The organism is Micromonospora sp. NPDC050397 (assembly GCF_044901685.1).
In the GTDB taxonomy this organism is placed as follows: domain Bacteria; phylum Actinomycetota; class Actinomycetes; order Mycobacteriales; family Micromonosporaceae; genus Micromonospora_G.
Window position 1 is genome coordinate 1,176,050 of the sequence record NZ_JBJDPS010000001.1, and the last position, 15,546, is coordinate 1,191,595.

Here is a 15,546-nt window from a genome sequence, read left to right on the forward strand (position 1 = left end):
CGGGTCCTCAGTCCTCGGCGGCCCGGGATTTGGCCTGGAGGCTGCGGACGAGGTCGGCGACGCTCCGGATGCTGGTGAAGTTCTCCGGGGTGAACTCGGCGTCGGTGATGGTGATGCCGAACGTGTTCTCGCACTGGACCCGCAACTCGACGAAGCCGAGGGAGTCCAGCCCGAAGTCGGTACGCAGCCGGTCGTCAGGGGTCATCCGGTCGGCCGGAACCTCGACGAACAGATCGGTGACCAGCATGGTTTCGATGGTTCGCTCGATGTCGCTCACGGAAGTCGCTCTCCTAGGTCGGGGAAACCGGGTGGGGCACCAGGTAGGGGCGTCGCTCGAACGGGTACGTGGGCAGGTGCAGTCGGCGCCGTCGTTCGCCGGCGTGCAGGGCTGCGAGGTCGACGGTCGCTCCGGCCGTCCAGAGCCGACCGATCGCGGCGAGCACTGTCCGTACGCCGGTCGGTGACCGCCCGGGCTCGTCCAGCAGGTCGACGGCGACCGACTCGAAGCCGACATCGGAGGCGGGCGTTGCCGGCCACCGCGCCCCGATGTGTACGACGATCTGCCCCGGCGCGCCGTCCAGCGCGGCCGGAACGTCGCAGAGCAGTGGCCCCCCGGCGGTGGCGCCGGCTTCGGCTTCGGTCTCCACGGCGATCACGCGGCCGGCGTCGGCCGGGCCCAACGCGGCGGCGACGGCTGCCGCGCAGCGGGCGCCGAGCCCCTGCCCGGCCACGACGTCGGGACGCAGACCCCAGGACATCAGCAGCCCCGCGGTCGCGTACTGCACGGCGAGGTGCGCCACGGGCGTGCTTTCCGCGTCCGCGAGTAGCGCCCGGCGGAGGTCGTGGCCGACGAGCGGGTGTGCGGCTTCGGCGATCTCGTCCAGGTGGGCGCGGAACGTTGGCTCCGCGCCGTGGATCGCGGCGACGGTGCCGGTCCGGCCCGCGTCGGGCTCGGCGAAGAGGAACACGACGCGCGGTCGTCGTGCGCCGCCCCGGCCGTGCGCGCACTCCGGGCTCCCGCGCAGGGTCGCGACAGCCCCGGGTACGTCCGCGGCGACCACGAACTGGCGTTCGGGATGCATCGCCCGGCCGGTCCGCAGGGTCCAGGCGACGTCGGCGAGGTCGGCGCCCGGATGCTGTTCGAGATGGTCGGCGAGCCTGCGGGCGACGTCCTCGAGCGCGGGCCCGGTCCGAGCCGAGAGGACCAGCAACTGCTCCGGTCGCCCCGGGGCCGTCGGGAGCGCGGCCGGCGGCTCGGCGACCACGGCGTGGGCGTTGGTGCCGCCGACCGCGATCACGTTCGTGGCGCCGATCCGGGTCCGTCCTCCGGACTCCCACACGACGGTCCGGTCGTTGACGACGAACGGGGAGGACGCGAAGTCGATCGCCGGGTTCGGCTCGCTGAAGTTCAGGCTGGCCGGAAGCACACCGCGTTCCACGCAGAGCACCGTCTTGATCAGTCCGACGATGCCGGCGGCGGCGTCGGCGTGGCCGACGTTGCCCTTGACCGATCCGATGCGGCAGTACCCGGTCTGGTCCGTGCTCTGGCGGAACGCCCTGGTCAGCCCGGCCACCTCGACCGGATCACCGAGCGCGGTGCCGGTGCCGTGCGCCTCGACGTAGCCGATCTCGTCGGCGTCGACACCGGCCACCAGGTGAGCGGTGCGGGCGACCCCGGCCAGCCCGGCCACGCTCGGTGCGTGGAAACCCATCTTGCGCCGGCCGTCGTTGTTCACCGCGGTGCCACGGATGACCGCGTGCACGTGGTCACCGTCGCTGCGCGCCTCGGCGAGCGGCCGGAGCACCACCAGGCCCACCGCGCTCGCCCGTACGGTGCCACGGCCCCGCGCGTCGAACGGACGACAGCGCCCGTCGTCGGCGAAGATGTCGTCCGGGTCGTGACCCAGCGTCGGGATCGCGGCCAGCACCGAGGCGCCACCGGCGATCGCCATCTCGCAGTCGCCCGCGAGCAGTGAGCCGATGGCGAGGTGCACCGCCACCAGGGACGAGGAACAGGCTGACTGCACCGCCATGGCCGGCCCGGTCAGGCCGAGTTTGTACGCGATCCGGGTGGCGAGGAAGTCGACGTCGTTTCCCTGCTGGACGCGGGTGTCCGGCAACGGGACGCCACGAGCCCGTCCCCAGGCCCGGACATGGGCGGCGTGATCGGTGATGGACCCGCCGACGAAGACGCCGGTCGAGAGGCGCTCCGGGCCGCCGTGTCCGGCCCGCTCGAGAGACTCGTGCGCGCACTCCAGCAGCAGCCGGTGCTGCGGATCCATGATCAGGGCGTCCTCGGGCGAGTAGTCGAAGTAGTCGGCGTCGAAGAGGTCCGGGTCGCCCAGCAGACCGTAGGACGGCACGTGCCCGTCCGCCGTCGGAAGTTGGTCGGACAGCACCGACACCGACTCCGTGCCGTTGCGGAGGTTGTCCCAGAAGGTCTCGACGTCGGGCGCTCCGGGGAAACGGCCGGCCATGGCCGTGACGGCGACAAATCCGCTGTCGTCAACGTCCTCAGTGCTCATATCTCGGTCTCCGGGCGGGATCGATCGGGACGCCGGCACAACGGATGTGGCGTCGAACAGGCAATCACTCACAGAAATGTCTGACGCAATGCCGGTTGGAGCGTAACCGTACGTCCGTACGTTCACAGGAGAGAAGCAAGTTAACATCAGGCAGACATCTAGTGATGCCGATGACCGGTCTCGTGCACATTGGTCTTTGACTTATCCGACGCCACGGCTTGACAAGACACCCACCCACTGGATCTAGTGAGAATGGGTCGCCCATCCGGTCGCCACGCGATCACAAAGCGTGATCAATCGCCGGGTCGGCAATCTCTTTCGAATTCCCGCAGCACCCACCACAAAGGAAGATGATGCCCAAGACGACCGGGTGGCGATCGTCCCTGCGGCGCAGCCTCTGGGCCGTCGCGGACTACCGCAATCTCTGGCTGTCCCAGACCACCAGCCTGTTCGGCACCGGCATCACCCTGCTGGCCCTGCCGCTGGTGGCGCTGCTCGCCCTCGACGCGACACCGTTCGAGATCGGCCTGCTCTGGGCCGTCGAGTACCTGCCGATCCTGCTGGTCGGACTCCCCGCGGGTGTGTGGGTGGAACGGTTGCCGATGCGCGCGGTGATGATCACGGCCGACCTGATCCGGGCGGTGGCACTGCTCGCCGTGCCGGTCGCGCTGGCCACGGATGTCCTCAGCATGCCGCTGCTGTACGTCGTGACCTTCGTCATCGGCCTGGGCACGCTGTTCTACGACGTCGCGCAACTGTCGATCCTGCCCACCCTGGTCGCCCAGGACCGCCTCGTCGACGCCAACGGGAAGCTGGAGCTGTCCCGCTCGGTCTCGCAGATCGGCAGCCCGGCCGTGGGCGGCCTGATGGTGCAGTTGCTCACTGCCCCGCTCGCGGTGCTCGCCGACGCGGTCACCTACCTGTCGTCGGCGTACTACGTCCTCCGCGTCCGCAAGCCGGCGCCGGTGGACCGACCGGCCGAGAGGAACAGCCTCCGCGAGGACATCCGCGAGGGCATGCGCTTTGTCTTCGGCCACCCGCTGATGCGCCCACTGCTGTTGTGCGCGACACTCGCCGAACTCGCGTCCGCGATCATCCTTGCCCTGCAGGTGGTCTTCGCGACCGAGGAACTGTCGCTGAGCCCTGCCGTGATCGGTGTCGCGTTGGCGGTCGGCAACGGCGGCGGTGTGGTCGGGGCGCTCGTGGCGGAGCCGCTCGCACGCCGCTTCGGCACCGGAGTCACCTTCATGGTCTCGATCGTGCTGTTCACCGCCGGATCGGCCGTCCTGCCGATTTCCACCGGGCCGGTGACATTCGCATCGGGAATGTTCGTCGCCTACCTCGGCGCATTCATCTTCAACGTCCTCCAGGTGAGTCTGTGTCAGGCGGTGACCCCGCCGAACCTCTTGGGCCGGATGAATTCCGTGTTTCGGTTCGCCACCTGGGGCGTCATTCCTCTGGGTGCGGCCGGCGGTGGGCTGCTGGTCGGCGTGATCGGGCTACCGGGCGTTTTCTGGTTGGCCGCCGGGCTCAACGCACTGTCCTTCCTGCCGCCGTTGTTCTCCACAATTCCCAAGCTGCGTGACGTCGTCCACCACGATTCCGAGACTTCGCTGACGGGGACTGTGGTCGACGAGAGACACGCCTATCCGGAGGAGCCGGTGGCGGGTCCGAGGTAGGTCCTCGGTCACGGGTTCTCCCCGGGGTCGCCGGAAGCGTTGGTCAGCTCGGCCGAGCGCAGGGCTACCCGGCGCCGATGCAGACGAGCGCGCCCGGCGCCCCGTCGGGCCGCTCGATCGGACTCGCCGGCATCCGCACCGGAGGTCATGTCACGCTCGTCCAGGTACGTCGCCAGGTCGTGGATCGTCGTGTACTCGAAGAACGTCACGATCGACAGGTTGTGCCCCCGTCCCGCGAGCGCCCGCTGCACCTCGAACAACAGCAGCGAGTGCCCGCCGACCTCGAAGAAGTTGTCGTCGAGACCCACCCGTTCCAGCCGCAGTACGGCGCACCAGGTCTCGGCGAGCCAGCGCTCCGTACCGGTCTGCGGGGCCCGGAAGTCCGGGTCGGGCTCGACCGGCCCCGGAGCCGGCAGAGCCCGCTCGTCCACCTTTCCGTTCCGGTTGAGCGGCAGCGAGTCCAGCAGCACGAGGTCGGTCGGAATCATGTAGCGCGGCACCCTGCTGGCAAGATGCTCGCGCAGTTGCTGCCGCAGCGCCGGCCGGTCCTCCGCTTCGAGGTACGCGACGAGACGTTTTTCCCCGGTCCCGTCCTCGCCGGTCCTGGCCAGCACCACCGCGTCGGTGACCGAGGGGTGTGCGCGCAGTGCCTCCACGATCTCGACCGGTTCGATCCGGTAGCCACGCAGTTTGATCTGCCGGTCACGACGACCGATGAAGTCGATCTGGCCGCTCGGGAGATGCCTGGCGAGGTCGCCGGTGCGGTACATCCGGCTGCCGGGGAGGTCCGCGAACGGGTCGGGAACAAAGCGGTCCGCGGTGAGCCCGGCCGCGCCGTGGTAGCCGCGGGCGACACCGACGCCGCCGATCCAGAGCTCTCCGGGCACCCCGGGCGGAACCAACTGCCGCCACGCGTCCAGAATGTAGACGCTGGTCCCGGCGATCGGACGGCCGATGTCCGGTGGTCCCTGCGAGGCTCCGCCGGGTGCGATGTGTCCCGCCGTCGCGGTCGCCGTGGTCTCCGTCGGCCCGTACTCGTTGAGCACGCGGAACGGCAGGTCGCCGGAGGGCCGGACCCGGAGCCGATCGCCTCCGATGATCAGCGTCCGCAGGGCCGCCTCGACCGGCCAGTCCAGCGCCAGCACCCGCTCGGCCAGCGCCGTCGGCAACTCCGTGACGGTGATCCCCTCGTCGACCAGCCAGGAGCGCAGGCGCTCCGGGTCGAGCTTGGTGTCCTGGTCGGGCACGTACAGAGTCGCGCCGGAGGTCAGGGTGGGCCAGATGTCGGTCACGGACGGGTCGAACCCGGGGGAGGCGATCTGGGCGACCCGGTCGGACGGACCGAGGTCGCAGCGCCGCCGACGCCAGCCGACAACATTGGACAGCGACCGGTGCTCGACCATCACGATCTTCGGCTGTCCGGTCGAGCCGGACGTCGCGATGAGGTAGGCGAGGTCGTTGTCCGCCGCCGTTGCCGCCGTTGCCGCCGTTGCCGCCGTTGTCGCCGGAGGCGGTGAGCCGGCGTCGACCGCCTCGGCAACGGTTGGCAACCGGTCCGTCAGCAGCCGGGCGAGATCACCAGGTAGGCGGTTCGCGATCACGCTGTCGGTGATGACGAGGACGACGTCGGCGGCGGCGTACTGGCCGACCAGGCGTGCCGGCGGATTCTCCGGGTCCAGGGGAAGATAGGCCGCCCCGACACTCAACACGGCGAGTTCGGCGATCACCAGGTCCGCGCCACGGGGCAGACACAAACCAACGACCGTACGGGGCAGGACGCCGTTGGCGCGGAGGAAACCGGCCAGCGCGTCCGCCCGACCGACCAACTCGGCGTAGCTGACCTCGCGGGCCCCGTCGCGGATGGCCGGCGCGTCCGGTCTGCTCCGAGCCTGCTCCCGGACCGCCTGGTGAACGAGCGGGCCGCCGTCGGCAGGGTGATGACGCTCGGGATTCCAGTCGGCCAGCAACCTGACACGGTCCCGCGCGCTGAGCACCGCCAGCTTGAACAAGGGCGCCGCCGGCCTGGCGATCGCATCACCCAGCAGGCGCAGGTAGCTCTCGGCCATCCGGCTCACGGTCGCGCCGTCGAACAGGTCAACGCCGTACTCCCAGAGGATGGTGATCCGGCCGTCGGTGTGGTCGGCGTCGGGGCTCTGCCGCTCCGCGTGCGGGATCACCACGACGTTCAGGTCCACCTTCGCCGCGCCATTTCCGTGCTCGTACAGCGTCCCGGTCGCCCCCGCGAGGTCGAGGTCCGGGATCGGGGAGTCGTCGACGCTGAACAGGACGTCGGTCAGCGGGTTACGGCCCGGCTCCCGGGCGGGGTTGAGCACCCGGACCAGCTCCGAGAACGGCAGCAGCTCGTTCGCCGTCGCATCCAGCACGACGCTCTGCACCCTCGCGACCAGGTCTTCGAAGCCCAGCGTGGCGTCGACGTCGCACCGCAGCAGCACCGTGTTGGCGAACATGCCGACCAGGTCCTCGGTCCGGGACACCTGCCGACCGGCGAACGAAGACCCGACACAGATGTCCCGCTGCCCGGTGCAGCGGGACAGGTACGCGTAGAAGGCCGCCAGCATGGTGCTGAACAACGTCAACCGGTGAGCGTGGCAGAACGACCGCAGCGCGGTCGCGAGCCCGGGTGGCAGGTCCATCCGCAGGGTCTCGCCGCGGAAGGTCTGGATCCCGGGTCTGGGGCGGTCCGCCGGCAGCTCCAGCCGGGGCGGAAGGTCGCTGAGCTGGTCCTGCCAGTAGGCGAGCTGCGCCCGCACGGGCGGAGTCTCCAGCGTCGAACGTTGCCAGCGCGCGAAGTCCCGGTACTGGACGGGCAGCTCGGCCAGCGAAGGCTCGACGCCCTCGGCGAACGCGTTGTAGAGCGCCTTGAGATCGCGCATCAGCACCGCGAGGGACCATCCGTCGTGCAGCAGGTGATTCTGTACGACGACAATCTCGTGTTCCTCGTCCGACAGTCGCACCACGGTCCAGCGGATCAGCGGCAGGCGCTCCATGTCGAACGGCTGGCGCATCTCGTCGGACACGATCTCGTCCAGCAGTTTCCGCTGCCCTTCGCGGGTGTCGCCGATGTCGAGCCGCGTCGCCCGGACCGGTTGGGGCGGATGCACCACCTGCCACGGTCTACCATCGACCTCCACGTACGTGGTACGTAGGATTTCGTGCCGCCGATGAATTTCGGTGATCACACGGTCGAGCCGGTCGAGATCGAAGGGGCCGGCGATGCGGATCGTCGTCTGCGCGTGGTGGGCGATGGTGTCCGGGGCGAATCGATGGAGGAACCAGACCTGTTCCTGTTGGAATGACAGCGGGATTCCGGCGTCCGCGTCCAGCTCGGCAGATTGCTCGGCGAGTACGCCAGCGATGTCGGCGGGATCGGCCCGGTATCCGTAGTTCTGAATCTGGTCGTCAGTCATCGGACCCGACCGAGCGATTGAACACCGCTGCCGGCGCGGTCGTCGCGGCTAATTCCAAGACGATGCGACGACTGTCTCCGTGATGAATGTGGACCTGAGTTCCGTGAACGTCGACTTGCCTCATGTCCTATGCTCCACCTGCACATACGTCAGAGTCTCGTGGCCGCAACGTGCACTTCCCCTGACCCTTGATATCCGCCCTACGCTTTCCGTTCGTGATCCATTACTGTCCTTAGTAGTTCAGACGGGTACGTCTATGTCAAGGGTCGGGGGTCATGCCAACCTGAACGGTGGGAGGCGCGGACGTGAACGGTACCGAATAGGTGCTGGTAGCCCACCGTTCGCTTGACATGATCGGGGAGGAGTGATCGAATATCGCCCAACGAGCGATGTCAATGGTGGGTGGCGATGGTGTCGCATTTGGTGACCGCCACGGTGGAGCGAGTTGCGTGATGGTCGGAAACCCGTTCGATGACGAGACGCGGACTTACGTCGTGGTGGTGAACGGCGAGGACCAGTACGCGCTGTGGCCGGAGCTTGTCGACATCCCTAGTGGGTGGCTACCCGTCTTCGGCCCGGTCGGCCACGAGGACTGTCTCGCCTACGTCGACCGGTCCTGGACCGACATGCGCCCGAAGAGTCTCGTCGACAAGGTGGACTGATCTCCGCGACGACGAGGTTCGCGGCTCTGCGTCCCGCCCACCAGCGGAATCACGGCGAAGACGAAGCGGCCCGGCCAACAAGGCGTTCACAAGCCGAACCCGGGCTGGTTAGCCTGGCACCCGTGCGGCTTGGCGTGAACGTACCGAACTTTGCCCCGGGCACCGACCCGGAGGTGCTGCGACGGTGGGCACCATCGACCAGATCGTCACCGACATCGAGCAGATCCGTCTGCTCGGCGCGGAGACACTGGTGCTCGACCCGCTCAACGGCGACCTGACCGAGATCCGCCAGCCCGAACGCGCCTGGCAGACCCTTGCCGCCGTGGCCGCGTACCACAGATCGCAGGAGGATCGATGACTCCCGACGACGAGAAGTTCCTCCGCCGGGCTGTGGAACTCGCGAACCAAGCCGGGGCGGCCGGCGAACGGCCGTTCGCCTCGTTGCTGGTCAACGCGGACGGCACCGTCCTGATCGAGGATCACAACACGGTGGTCTCCGACGCCGACATCTCCGCCCACCCGGAGCTGAAGTTGGCCCGGTGGGCCGCTCGGGAACTCACCCCGGGGGTGGCGGCCACCACGACCATGTTCACCAGTTGCGAGCCCTGCCCGATGTGCGCGACCGCGATCGTCCGATCCGGCCTCGGGCGGGTGGTGTACGCGCTCTCCGCCGAACAGTTCGAGGAGGTCAAACCGGCCACCCCGCCGCTTCCCCCGGTACGGTACGAGGGACCCGCGCTGTTCGACGAGGCGCGCCGGCCGATCGACAGCTATTACTAGGGGTCTGAAGACCACGTCGGGCCGCGCCCGGCGGCACTCGCCGATCGGCCCGCGTCGTCGCCGACGGCGTACGGGCCTGGGGCGGTAGAGTGCGCAGCCGTGGCCGCCCCTCCTGTCCTGCGAGACGTCTTCAACGCCTACCGCAGTCGACTCGGTGAGGAGGACGACGGTGTTGTGTTCGAGGACGAGCAGGCACCGATCAGCCGGCTGGACGTGCTTGTCTACCGGCCCACGTCCACACCAGGCATGACTTCGTTCGCCACCGTCGGGATGGCGGGGCAGGAGATGCCGGTGGCGCCGGGACCGGGTGGAGGTGGTCGCGCGGAACTCCACTTCCGGCGGCGCGGATCGCTCGCGCGTCTCGACGAGCACGCCATCGCGGTCCGATTGGCCAACCTCGCGATACATCCGTTCGTCACGGGGCAGCAACTGAACTGGGGCCATATGATCAGCTTCGGCGACGACTTCCCGACCTTCCCCGGGTGCCGAACGGTCTTCCTCACCGGCCCGCTGAGCTCCGCTGGCCTGGACTACGTCCACACCAGCGTGGGCGCGGTCCGGGTCATCAACGTTGTGCCGATCACGAACGCGGAACGTGAGCGGGGAAGAACATTGCCGCCCGTTGCCTTCGCCCAGTCACTCCTGGCGCATGCCGACATCTTCGGCGAACGGCCGCAGTAGCTGGATCGGACCGCGCTGCGACGACGACGTACGGGCACCGGGTGAGCCTGCGGCGAATCTGGTCGGTACGAGCTTCGGCAGTTCCACCCGGCCGGGCAGGACCGTTCGGCCCTGCCCGGCTCGTCGTTGCTCAGGAGGCGCAGGTGTTGAGCATGGTCTGCAGCGCGGACTTCTCGCTGGACTGGAGCTTCAGGCCCCAGTTGTACTTGGTGCGGATCCACATCTTGGCGTAGGTGCAGCGGTAGGCGGTGCGGCTCGGCTGCCAGGTGGAGGGGTCCTGGTCGCCCTTGGCCTGGTTGACGTTGTCGGTGACCGCGATGAGCTGCGGGCCGGAGAGGTCGTTGGCGAACGACTGGCGGCGGCTGGTGGTCCAGGTGTTGGCGCCGGAGCGCCATGCCTCGGCGAGGGGGACGACGTGGTCGATGTCGACGTCGGCGGGGTTGGTCCAGGTGGCGCCGTCGTAGGGGCTGTACCAGCTGCCGGAGGTGGGGTAGCAGGCGCTGTCGACGGTGACGCCGCTGCCGTCGCGTCGTAGGACGGTTTCGCGGGTGTTGCAGGCCCCGGAGATGGTGATCCAGTGCGGGAACAGGTCCCGGTTGTAGCCGCTGCCGGACTCGGCGGCCACGGTGAGGGCGTTGAGGTTCGACTGTGCGGTCGCCTTGGAGGGGATCGCGGGTGGGGTGGCGCCGGCCGGGTTCGCCAGGAGGGTGGACACGGCGACCGCGGCGGTTGCGGCGAGGGTGGTGACAACCAGCCGGATGCGGTGTTGTCGAGGGTCGAGCACGGATGCCTCCCGAGGCATGGGGGTACGGGAGCCATCACCGTGCCGGGTGGGTGTAACCGGGTCGCAACGGTCACATGACGGAACATCGACATACATTCGAAGATGTCGAGGTTCGTGTGGGACGTACGGGGTCAGGCCGCTAGTCCGCTTCGGGGCGAGACGCAGTTCGGTGATGAACAGGTGCGCGGCGGTGACCACGGTGACCTGCCAGTGCCAGCCGGTCCAGGAACCACGGCACGTCCGGCCTCGGGGACGGTGAGCGGGCGGAGGCGGTTTCCCAGGGTCAGATAGCCGTCATTGCCACCCCCGCTCCCGCCTGGCACGGTGAGCAACCGGGACGATACTTTGCGTCTCCGTCGCGAGTCGCCGAGGAGGCGTGCGGTGTCCGGGAGCCAATCGGCGGGTGTTCCCTCTTCAGGTGACGACGCGACGGATACGGCAACGGCTTCGCTGCTCCCCGACCCGGAACGGGTCCGCAGCCGTAGCGACTTCGCCCGCGAACTCACGGTGTTACGGGAGATCGCTGGCCTTACCGTGCGCCAGGTGGCGGCGAAGGCCGGTACCCGTGGTGCGCACAGCACCATCGGAGACTGGTTCGCTGGTCGTGGCCTTCCGTCGGTCTCGTCCCGGCAGATATTCGTTGCCGTGCTCACAGCCTGCGGGGTGAGCGACCAGACCGGCACGGAGAGGTGGTTGGCCGCGTGGCGACGAGCCCGACGCTCGCCCGGTCGCAGGCCGGGGGACTCGACACCCTATCGCGGCCTGGCCAGCTTCCAGGCAGAGGATGCCCCTTGGTTCCACGGGCGCTCCCTGCTCACCACCACTCTGTTGGCCAGGGTACGCGCATGCCAGGCCGCCGGGGGCGGGCTGCAGATCGTGGTGGGCGCCTCGGGTTCGGGCAAGTCGTCGTTGTTGCAGGCGGGATTGCAGGCAGGATTGCAGGCAGGATCGCCGACGGGGCTGCTGGACCAGTCGGCGAACGTCCAGCAAGGCGCCGACCGAGGTCGGACGACCGTACCGGTCCTGTTCAATCCCGGCGCGGAGCCGATGGCGGCGTTGGCCGACCGGTTACGGGAGGCCGAGGTCGTCCCCTCGGACCCGGAGCACGCGGTGGTGATCGTCGACCAGTTCGAGGAGGCGCTGACAGCCAGCGTCGGTGAGGTGGAGCAGCAGCGATTTGTCGCCGCGCTGGCGGCACTGGCCGCTCCGCCGCGTGGTGCCGTGGTGATCCTCGTCCTGCGTGCTGACTTCTACGCCGAGTTACTGCGTTTTCCGCACCTGGTCGCCGCACTCGACGACGGGCAGTTGACAGTCGGTCCGATGACCGAAGCCGAGTTGCGGGAAGCGATCGTCGAGCCGGCTCGGCGTGCGGGGATCGAAGTCGAAGACGGCCTGGTGGAGTTGCTGGTACGGGACTTCTCCCCGGACGGCCGGAGGATCGGCGCCCACGAACCGGGAGCCCTGCCGCTGCTCTCGCACGCCCTGCACGCGACCTGGCAGCACGGACAGGGACAGCGGCTCTCCATAGAGTCCTACCGCCAGACAGGTGGCATCGACGGTGCCGTGGCGGCGACCGCCGACCGGGTCTACGACGGCCTCGGCCCGGACCGCCAACGGCTTGCCCGGCGTCTCCTGCTCAGCCTGGTCCGGGTCACCGTCGACACGGTCGACACCCGCCGCAGACTGACCCACCAGGGGTTGGCGGAACTCTTCGGACAGGACCTCGCCGTGGACGTACGCGAGGTGCTCGACCGGTTCGTGGCCGAGCGGCTGATCACGGTGGACGCGGACGGCATCACCATCACCCACGAAGCGCTGCTGACGGCGTGGCCGACCCTTCGTGGCTGGCTCGACGCCGACCGAGCAGAGTTGATCATCGGTCAACGACTGGACGCCGCCGCGCAGGCGTGGCGAGCCGAGGGCGCGGATTCGGCGGTCCTCTACCGGGGGCCGAAGCTTGCCGCCGCCCAGGAGTGGGCGAGCCAGCCGGGCAGGGAACTCGCACCCGTCACCCGTGAGTTCCTGGCGACGAGCACGAGCCACGCCCGCCAGCGGGGGCGCCGACTCCAGCAGCTGGTGGCCGTCCTGGTCGCACTCACCGTCGCCACCGGCGTGCTGGCCGGCTACGCCTTTCAGCAGCAGGCCCATGCGGAGCGACAGCGGCGGGACGCGGTCGACCAGCGCAACCAGGCGATGTCCCGGCTCATCGCGGGTCGGGCCGACCGGGTGAGGGACACCGACCCAGCCCTGGCCATGCAACTGAGCCTGACCGCGTACCGGGTCGCACCCACCATCGAGGCCCGATCGAGCCTGCTGGACGCCACCGTGACATCCTCGGTCACCCGGAGCCGGGTGTTCACCGCCGCCGCGCAGGCCGTCGCCTTCAGCCCCGACGAGTCACTCCTCGCCGCCGTCAGCGTCGACGGGACGGTACGGCTCTGGCACGCCAAGGATCGGAAGCGGCCACCCGTACTACTCGACACATCGCCGGTGGCCTCGTCCGCCGCCCTGTACGCCGTCTCCTTCAGCCCGGACGGCAAGCTCCTGGCCGCTGCCGGCGCCGACCGGTCCGTACACCTGTGGGACGTGAGCGTGCCGGGTCAGTCAGCACCTCGCATCGCCTCGCTGAGCGGTGCCGGATCGACGATCTATTCCCTCGCGTTCAATCCGGCGGGAACGGTTCTCGCCGCTGGTGCCGACGATCGGCGGGTGCATCGCTGGAATCTGGGCGATCCACGCAACCCGATCGCCCTCCCAGCCCTGGACGGAATCTCCGACGCGGTGCACACGGTCGCCTGGCATCCCGACGGCGACCTGCTCGCGGCCGGAAGCGGGGACGGCAGACTGCACCTGTGGCGCGCTGCGGGGGCCCGGCGTCCCGACCTTGCCGGGGCGGTCCCGGCTGGTCAGGGGCACCGCATCGCCGCTGTCGCGTTCAGCCCCGACAGGACAACTCTCGCGACGGGCGGCGCGGACAAGACGGTACGGCTGTGGCGCATCACCGACCCAGCCTCGCCCGTGCTGATCCGGACCCTCTCCGGGCACACGAGCTGGGTGAACGCGCTCGCGTTCGGTCCGCGGGGCGGCACTCTGGTCGCCGGTTCCTCCGACCGGAGGGTGCACGTCTACGACGTGGCCTCCGGCACGATCGGCGTAACTCTGCCTCACCCCGCCCCGGTGACCGGTCTCGCCCTCCGGAGCGACGGCCGAAGTCTGGCTACCAGTGACATCGAAGCGACGGTCCGCTACTGGGAACTTCCCGGGCCAATTCTGTCCGGTGCCACCGACGCGATCTTCAACCTGGCGATGAGCGGCCCGACCCTCGCGGCCGCGAGCCGGGACGGGACGATCCGGCTGTGGAACATCGGAGAACCGCGGGCGCCGCAACCCGTGGGCTCCCCGCTACGCAGTCCGCATCCCGCAGACGGGCTGGTCGCGACCGTGGCCGTCAGTCCGGACGGTCGACTACTCGCGGCCGGCACTCGTAGGGGAGCGGTCCAGCTCTGGGACCTCACCGATCCCGCATCCCCGAAACCCCTGCCCAAGCAACTGACCGGACCGAGCGCGCTACTCCAAGGGCTGACCTTCAGCCCCGACAGCCGAACCCTGGCGGGCGGCGGTGACGACGGGGCCGTATATCTGTGGAACGTCACCGACCCGGCCCGGGTCGACCCGCTCGCCACCGTCCCCGGGACAACCGCGATCGTCCTGTCCGTCGCGTTCAGCCCGGACGGTCGGATGCTGGCGGCCGCCACGACCGACGCCCAGGTACGGCTGCTCGACGTGACAGACCCGGCCAAACCGGCGGAGATCGGACCGGCACTGTCCGGGTTCACCGGATACGCGCAAAGCCTCGCGTTCAACCCGGACGGACGCCACGTCGCGGTTGGAAGCGCTGACCGATCGATTCGGCTGTGGGACGTTTCAGATCCGCGTCGGCCCAAGGCGGTCGGCCAACCCGTGACAGGCCCGACCGGTGGTATAGCCGGGATCACCTACAGCCCCGACGGCGGCGCGCTGGCGGCCGCCTCCATCGACGGGACCGTCTGGATCTGGGACTTCACCGATCCCGACCGGCCGGTCGAAGTCGCCACGCTCACCCGCCCGGTTGACGCTGTCAACGCCGTGGCGTTCTCCCCCACCGGCAACAGCCTCGCGGCGGCCGGCACGGACGGCATCGTACGACTCTGGGACACCGCCCCCGAACGGATCGCCACCTGGATCTGCGCGACGGCCGGCGACCGCGTCTCGGAGGCGGAATGGCGCCAGTACATCCCTGACATCCCCTACGATCCGCCATGCTGAGCCGCTGACCAGCGGCAACAGGCCGACAAGCCTCGGGTGGTAGCTGTACGGAGCCGTACGGACTTTCGCCGCCGCCGTACGGCCTTGTCCGAACCAACGCCACGCCCTTCCGTCGCCCGGCACCGTGCTCTTCGCTGTTGGCAACAGACCGCCACCCAGGCGTCTGACAAGGGGAAGGACCACGGCAGTGACAGCCGCTCGAACGAACATCCACGGACACCGCGCTCCACGCCGCATCGCCACCCTCCTCGCGACCCTCCTGCTCGCCAGCACCGGGCTGGTCGGCACGACGGCCGGGCCGGCGTCCGCGAGCTGGTACGGCGCGACCGTCGGGTCGTGGACCCCGAATCCCGGCGTCGCGCTGCGCGACTGCTACCACCCGACCGTGCAGTTGCCGCCCGGCACGTACTGCACGGAGATCCGGCGGATTCCGAAGAACACCGGCGTCCACATCGTCTGCCAACGCTCCGGTCAGAACATCGACGGCAACAACGTCTGGGACTACGTCGTCTACTCCGGCGGTGAGGGCTTCGTGGCGGACTACTACATGAACACGGGTCACGCGAACTGGATCCCCGGCGTCGACATCTGTAGCTGACTGAACCTTGGGGAGGCTCGGCCACGGCCGAGCCTCCCCAAGGTGTGACGCGTACGGTTCCTCCTGCCCAATCGACTGTCCCGATCCTGGTGCGCTCGCCGCCG

At 69.3% G+C, this 15,546-nt stretch carries 11 protein-coding genes; 7 read left to right on the forward strand and 4 right to left on the reverse strand.

The window, feature by feature from the left end; genetic code table 11:
- Positions 1 to 7: 7 nt before the first annotated feature.
- Together ACI2K4_RS04660 and ACI2K4_RS04665 are read right to left on the reverse strand one after the other, a co-directional pair.
- On the reverse strand, positions 8 to 277 hold the full coding sequence (locus ACI2K4_RS04660) for an acyl carrier protein (protein WP_404508734.1): 270 nt from the start codon (positions 275 to 277) through the stop codon (positions 8 to 10).
- A 13-nt stretch (positions 278 to 290) separates the two neighbouring features.
- Entirely contained in the window at positions 291 to 2,525 is a 2,235-nt protein-coding gene (locus ACI2K4_RS04665) for a type I polyketide synthase (RefSeq protein WP_404508736.1), read from the reverse strand.
- Between the two features lie 353 nt (positions 2,526 to 2,878).
- Here ACI2K4_RS04665 and ACI2K4_RS04670 point away from each other — a divergent pair, with 353 nt between their 5' ends.
- Complete coding sequence (locus ACI2K4_RS04670; protein WP_404508738.1) at positions 2,879 to 4,204, forward strand: MFS transporter; 1,326 nt, start codon at positions 2,879 to 2,881, stop codon at positions 4,202 to 4,204.
- An 8-nt stretch (positions 4,205 to 4,212) separates the two neighbouring features.
- Here the strand turns inward: ACI2K4_RS04670 and ACI2K4_RS04675 are convergent, their stop codons facing one another.
- The gene (locus tag ACI2K4_RS04675) at positions 4,213 to 7,632 is read right to left on the reverse strand and encodes an amino acid adenylation domain-containing protein (RefSeq protein WP_404508740.1); all 3,420 of its coding nucleotides are present in this window, start codon (positions 7,630 to 7,632) and stop codon (positions 4,213 to 4,215) included.
- A gap of 452 nt (positions 7,633 to 8,084) precedes the next feature.
- Between ACI2K4_RS04675 and ACI2K4_RS04680 the strand changes: the two genes are divergently transcribed.
- The 4 genes from ACI2K4_RS04680 (at position 8,085) to ACI2K4_RS04695 (ending at position 9,755) form a co-directional block, all read left to right on the forward strand.
- Positions 8,085 to 8,294, forward strand: a complete 210-nt coding sequence (locus ACI2K4_RS04680) for an MbtH family protein (protein WP_404509187.1) — start codon at positions 8,085 to 8,087, stop codon at positions 8,292 to 8,294.
- Positions 8,295 to 8,478: 184 nt separating this feature from the next.
- Positions 8,479 to 8,652, forward strand: a complete 174-nt coding sequence (locus tag ACI2K4_RS04685) for a hypothetical protein (RefSeq protein ID WP_404508742.1) — start codon at positions 8,479 to 8,481, stop codon at positions 8,650 to 8,652.
- Complete coding sequence (locus ACI2K4_RS04690; RefSeq protein WP_404508744.1) at positions 8,649 to 9,074, forward strand: nucleoside deaminase; 426 nt, start codon at positions 8,649 to 8,651, stop codon at positions 9,072 to 9,074. The genes ACI2K4_RS04685 and ACI2K4_RS04690 overlap by 4 nt, the downstream gene beginning before the upstream one ends.
- A 174-nt stretch (positions 9,075 to 9,248) precedes the next feature.
- Positions 9,249 to 9,755 carry a suppressor of fused domain protein gene (locus tag ACI2K4_RS04695; protein WP_404508746.1) on the forward strand — a complete coding sequence of 169 codons (507 nt, stop codon included), beginning with the start codon at positions 9,249 to 9,251 and terminating at the stop codon, positions 9,753 to 9,755.
- Between the two features lie 130 nt (positions 9,756 to 9,885).
- On the opposite strand, the gene ACI2K4_RS04700 is transcribed toward ACI2K4_RS04695, so the two are convergent.
- Positions 9,886 to 10,470: an HNH endonuclease family protein gene (locus ACI2K4_RS04700; protein WP_404509188.1), complete on the reverse strand. Its 585-nt coding sequence runs from the start codon at positions 10,468 to 10,470 to the stop codon at positions 9,886 to 9,888.
- A gap of 732 nt (positions 10,471 to 11,202) precedes the next feature.
- On the opposite strand from ACI2K4_RS04700, the gene ACI2K4_RS04705 reads away from it, so the two are divergent.
- Both ACI2K4_RS04705 and ACI2K4_RS04710 read left to right on the forward strand, forming a co-directional pair.
- Positions 11,203 to 14,844, forward strand: a complete 3,642-nt coding sequence (locus tag ACI2K4_RS04705; RefSeq protein ID WP_404508747.1) for a hypothetical protein — start codon at positions 11,203 to 11,205, stop codon at positions 14,842 to 14,844.
- 187 nt (positions 14,845 to 15,031) lie between these two features.
- Positions 15,032 to 15,442 carry a hypothetical protein gene (locus ACI2K4_RS04710; RefSeq protein ID WP_404508749.1) on the forward strand — a complete coding sequence of 137 codons (411 nt, stop codon included), beginning with the start codon at positions 15,032 to 15,034 and terminating at the stop codon, positions 15,440 to 15,442.
- Positions 15,443 to 15,546 lie beyond the last annotated feature (104 nt).

What these genes read in the sequence shown, in the direction of transcription:
- ACI2K4_RS04665 (WP_404508736.1), bottom strand. Translation starts at nt 2,525, where the DNA reads ATGAGCACTGAGGACGTTGACGACAGCGGATTTGTCGCCGTCACGGCC.
- ACI2K4_RS04690 (WP_404508744.1), top strand. Translation starts at nt 8,649, where the DNA reads ATGACTCCCGACGACGAGAAGTTCCTCCGCCGGGCTGTGGAACTCGCG.
- ACI2K4_RS04675 (WP_404508740.1), bottom strand. Translation starts at nt 7,632, where the DNA reads ATGACTGACGACCAGATTCAGAACTACGGATACCGGGCCGATCCCGCC.
- ACI2K4_RS04670 (WP_404508738.1), top strand. Translation starts at nt 2,879, where the DNA reads ATGCCCAAGACGACCGGGTGGCGATCGTCCCTGCGGCGCAGCCTCTGG.
- ACI2K4_RS04680 (WP_404509187.1), top strand. Translation starts at nt 8,085, where the DNA reads ATGGTCGGAAACCCGTTCGATGACGAGACGCGGACTTACGTCGTGGTG.